This window comes from Phenylobacterium sp., from assembly GCF_036495085.1.
GTDB lineage: Bacteria > Pseudomonadota > Alphaproteobacteria > Caulobacterales > Caulobacteraceae > Phenylobacterium.
In genome coordinates, this window is record NZ_DASXNL010000090.1 from 1 (window position 1) to 4042 (window position 4042).

Annotated in this window: 5 protein-coding genes; 3 read left to right on the forward strand and 2 right to left on the reverse strand. The window is 67.2% G+C overall.

The window, feature by feature from the left end; all coding sequences use genetic code 11:
* Positions 1–514: YmdB family metallophosphoesterase (locus VGI62_RS10615; RefSeq protein ID WP_331504455.1), on the forward strand; the 514-nt coding region annotated here is incomplete at its 5' end.
* On the opposite strand, the gene VGI62_RS10620 is transcribed toward VGI62_RS10615, so the two are convergent.
* Entirely contained in the window at positions 511–1311 is an 801-nt protein-coding gene (locus VGI62_RS10620) for a hypothetical protein (RefSeq protein ID WP_331504456.1), read from the reverse strand. The two genes, VGI62_RS10615 and VGI62_RS10620, sit on opposite strands and share 4 nt — an antisense overlap.
* Positions 1312–1456: 145 nt before the next feature.
* Between VGI62_RS10620 and VGI62_RS10625 the strand changes: the two genes are divergently transcribed.
* A complete protein-coding gene (locus VGI62_RS10625) occupies positions 1457–1819 on the forward strand; it encodes a phage holin family protein (protein ID WP_331504457.1) in 363 nt (120 codons plus the stop codon).
* Here VGI62_RS10625 and VGI62_RS10630 read toward each other — a convergent pair.
* Positions 1816–3006 (reverse strand): CaiB/BaiF CoA-transferase family protein, encoded by a 1191-nt coding sequence (locus VGI62_RS10630; protein ID WP_331504458.1) that lies wholly within the window; start codon positions 3004–3006, stop codon positions 1816–1818. The genes VGI62_RS10625 and VGI62_RS10630 overlap by 4 nt on opposite strands.
* A gap of 142 nt (positions 3007–3148) precedes the next feature.
* On the opposite strand from VGI62_RS10630, the gene VGI62_RS10635 reads away from it, so the two are divergent.
* Positions 3149–3703: a DUF6597 domain-containing transcriptional factor gene (locus VGI62_RS10635; RefSeq protein ID WP_331504459.1), complete on the forward strand. Its 555-nt coding sequence runs from the start codon at positions 3149–3151 to the stop codon at positions 3701–3703.
* The last annotated feature ends 339 nt before the right edge of the window (positions 3704–4042 follow it).

Genomic DNA, 4042 nt, shown 5'->3' on the forward strand with positions numbered 1-4042 from the left:
GAACGGCAAGCGCGCGCTGGTGATCAACGCCATGGGCCGCGTCTTCATGGAGCCGCTCAACGATCCCTTCAACGCCGTCGGCAAGGAACTCGATGCCTGCCCGCTGCGCGAGGCCGCCGACGCCATCGTGGTCGATTTCCACGGCGAGGCGACCAGCGAAAAGCAGGGCATCGGATTTTTCTGCGACGGCCGCGCCAGCCTGGTGGTCGGCACCCACACCCATGTGCCCACCGCCGACGCCCAGATCCTCAACAATGGCACGGCCTACCAGACGGACGCCGGCGCCTGCGCCGACTACGACAGCGTCATCGGCAACCAGAAGGAAGAGCCGCTGCGTCGCTTCACCACCCGCATCTCCGGCGGCCGCTACAAGCCCGCCGAGGGCCCGGCCACCGTGTGTGGCGTATTCGTGGAGACCGACAACGCCACGGGCCTTGCCCGCCGCGTCGAGCCGATCCGCATCGGGGGCCGGTTGAGTGAAGCGGTGCCGTCGGTCGAGATCGCGACAGCCTAGCGCCCTGACGGCGCGGCGTCTTTCGGCTTCGGCGCGGGGTGCAGCAGGCTGTCCTTTGTCAGACGACCGGTCTTCAGGTGATCAAGCCGGGCGAAACGGCGATCGGTGATGGCCATCCATTCCGCCAGGGTGACCTTGCCGTCGAGATCCGCGTCGGCCGCTGCGATGGGTTCGGGCTCGTTCAGCAGGGAGTAGCGCGCCGCGCCCTCACGACCGGCCGCCGGGGCGCGGTCGGTCTGCTGCGCGTTCGAGCCGTCGCCGCTTCGTCCTCCACCGCCGCCCATGCCGCCACCGCCCATGCCACCGCCGCCGCGTCCGCCGCCACCCATGCCGCCACCGCCGCGTCCGCCACGGCCGCCGCCGCCACCCCGGCCGCCGCCGCCGGTTCCCGACGGACGCTGGCCGCCGCCGGCGCCTTCATCGAAGGTCATGATGCCGATCTCGGGCACGATGTTGCGCTCGTAGGCCTGCATCTCGAAACCGTCGATGACACCGTCGCCGTTGGTGTCGAGCACCTTGAAGGAGTGCAGGGCATCGGCGCGGAACTCGGCCAGGCTCACCGAGCCGTCGTGATCGGTATCGGCCTGGGCAAGCCAGCGGCCAAGACCATCCTCACCGCGGAACGGCTCGCCGGAGGGGCTGATGAAAAGACGCGTCCGGGGCGCCGCGCCCGGTCCGCCTCCGTGCTCACCTGGGCCGCCATGAGCGCGATCGCCCGGGCCGTGTCCGTGCGGATGATCGGACGCGCAGGCGGCCAGCGTCATCACGAGCGCCGGGCCAAGAAGGCGTCTGAACATCCCACGGTCCCCTGATTACCCCACCACTGCAGCTAGACCGCGTCGCGAAGGCTAAATTGCGCCGCCACCGTGTCGGCGCCGAAACCCTTTCCCACGGCTGGCCCAGAGGCTCTAGTAGTGAAGCTCGAAAAACCGAGGGGGCTGTATGTTCGCCAAATTCATCGTGCGGGTGATCTTCGGCGCCCTGGGTCTGTGGGTCGCCTCCAAGCTGGTCTCCGGGATCGTGGTCCATGGCGCCACCGCGCTGATCCTGGCCGCTGTGCTGCTGGGGGTCGTAAACGCCTTCGTCCGACCAATCGTCTTCGTGTTGACGCTGCCGCTGACCATCGTGACGCTGGGACTTTTCCTGCTGATCGTGAACGCCGCGATGATCGGCCTGGTCTCGCTCTTCGTCCACGGCTTCGAGGTGCACGGCCTGATGGCCGGTGTGCTGGCAGCCATCATAACGGGCATCTCCAGCTGGATCGGCGGGATGATCCTGCGCGACGACCGCCGCGAACGGGCTTAGGTCGCCGCGCCCGACGCAATCATGGCCTCGACAGCCGCCGCATCGTAGCCGGCCTCGGCCAGGACCTCGCGGGTGTGCTGACCGAGCTTGGGCGCTGGCCCGGTGGGACTGGTGTCCACACCTGGAAACCGCACAGGCGAGGCGGGGCCCCAGAAGCTTCCGCCCCACCCGTCGGGCGTCTCGACGAAGCAGCCGGCTTCATGGGCCTGGGGATTCATCTCCAGATCCATCAGCGTCTCCATAGGAGCCCAGGCGACATCCGCCGCGGTCAAGAGTTCGCCAGCCTGCTCCAGGGTCATGGCCTCAAACGCTGCGTCCAGTGCGGCGCGCACATAGCGAACGACGTGGATGTCGCTGTAGGGCGGCAGGTTGCGTGGATCGGCCAGGATGTCGTGGCGGCCGATCGCGCGCATGACATTGGGATAGTCGTTGGCGCTCTTCACGACCACGACGAACCACCGATCATCGCCGGTATGGAAGAAGCCGGAAAGGGCGACCATGCGATCCTGCTTCGGCTGAGCCGTGGTCACGTCTCCGTAGCGCAGGTGCAGCGACAGGTCCCAGCCGACCGCATAGGCGCCGACTCGCATCAGGGCGGTTTCCACCTGCCGTCCCTGGCCGGTGCGCGAGCGTTCGTGCAGGGCGGCCAGGACGCCAGACAGGGTCGCCAGCGCCGTGAAATGGTCGCCGAAGCCCGGACGGCTCGGGAACGGCTCCTGGTCGGGCGGGATCGTCGAGGCGGCGACCCCGCTGCGGGTCCAGAAGGCCGTGATGTCGAAGGCCGCAACGTCGGCCATCTCCCCGGTCAGGCCATAGCCGGTGACATTGGCGTAAATCAGGTGCGGCAGCTCCGCCTTCAGGCTGTCGTAGTCGAGCTTTGCGCGCTTGAGGGATCCAGGCCGTACATTGGTCACGAAGATGTCAGCTTGCTTGAGGAGCGCGATCAGGGCTGCGCGGCCCTCGGGCTTGGCAGTGTCCAGCACGACGCCGCGCTTGCCACGGTTTTCCATGCTGAATACCGGGTTTCCGGGGCTCTCGGCCGTGTCGGGGAAGAAGGCCCGCGTGGCGTCACCCGTCGCGGACTCGACCTTGATCACGCTGGCGCCCCAGTCGGCCATGACCCCCGCACAGCCCGGACCGGCGACCCAGGTTGACCATTCCACGACCTTCACGTCCGACAGCAGCATGGGATATCCTTGGCGAAATAACTCGGTTCGGCTCGACACGCGGACATCGGCGCCAACCGCGAAAGGGGTCATAGTCAAACGGCTTTCCTGCGCAAGCCGGCCTGGGCATGCATATACGCGAACACGAATCGGAGCTCGGACGATGGCGCGTGGCGCAGCGCCCCGCTCATCCGGACCTTCGTGCCTTTGTTCAAGGCTATCTGGCGAGTTCGGGTTTCTCCCGCAGCCCGTTTTTGAACGACACCTGCCGTCGGCCGAAATCCCCCTTGTCTTGAATTTTGGAGCTCCGCACTGGCGGCAGGACACGGCGGGTAGTCATGACGGGGCCCGGATTGTCGGCCTCCATGACCGTCATCAGCTCGTCAGAGCGGTCGGCGAGCGCGAGTTCATGGTCGTGCGCCTTACACCGCTCGGCGCGCACCACTTTCTCCGGGCGCCGATGCACGCGATCCGGGGACGGGCCCTTGAGCTGGGCGCGCTGGATCCGAAGCTCGCAGGTCTCGTCACGAACCGGATGGGCGCAGCCCGCAATTGGGACGACCGGTTCGCTGCGATGGAGAAGCTGATCGCCGAGCGCCTCGCCCAGGCAACCGCCCCAAACGATCTCGCCTGGGTCTGGGGAAAGCTCGAAGCCGCTGCCGGGCGCCTGCCGCTTGGTCCCCTCGTTCCGAGATCGACTGTAGCCACCGCACCTTGATCGCTCAGTTTCGGACATGCGTCGGCGGCACGCCGAAGGCGACGGGGCGCCTATTGCGCTTCAGTCGCGCGGTGCGATCGCTCGATGCGCTCAGTCGCAACAGGCGTGGCGGACCAGCGAGCAAGCCGTACATCGAATCAGGATCCCCCCTCGACCAGCCCCGCGGCCCGCGATCAAATAATTGCAATACGGCCGGTTAAACCGAGGCTACCGGTGAAACGAAGCCCGGAGCTTTCGCCCATGCAGCCCCCGCCCATCAGCCAGGCCGAGATTGAAGCCAGGATCAGCAGCCATCTGAGCGAATTGCTCGACCTGTGGTGGGCCGAGCAAGGCGTTTCA

Excerpts from the sequence above, each read along its gene's own strand:
- VGI62_RS10620 (WP_331504456.1), bottom strand. The coding sequence starts at position 1,311 with ATGTTCAGACGCCTTCTTGGCCCGGCGCTCGTGATGACGCTGGCCGCC.
- VGI62_RS10625 (WP_331504457.1), top strand. The coding sequence starts at position 1,457 with ATGTTCGCCAAATTCATCGTGCGGGTGATCTTCGGCGCCCTGGGTCTG.
- VGI62_RS10630 (WP_331504458.1), bottom strand. The coding sequence starts at position 3,006 with ATGCTGCTGTCGGACGTGAAGGTCGTGGAATGGTCAACCTGGGTCGCC.
- VGI62_RS10635 (WP_331504459.1), top strand. The coding sequence starts at position 3,149 with ATGGCGCGTGGCGCAGCGCCCCGCTCATCCGGACCTTCGTGCCTTTGT.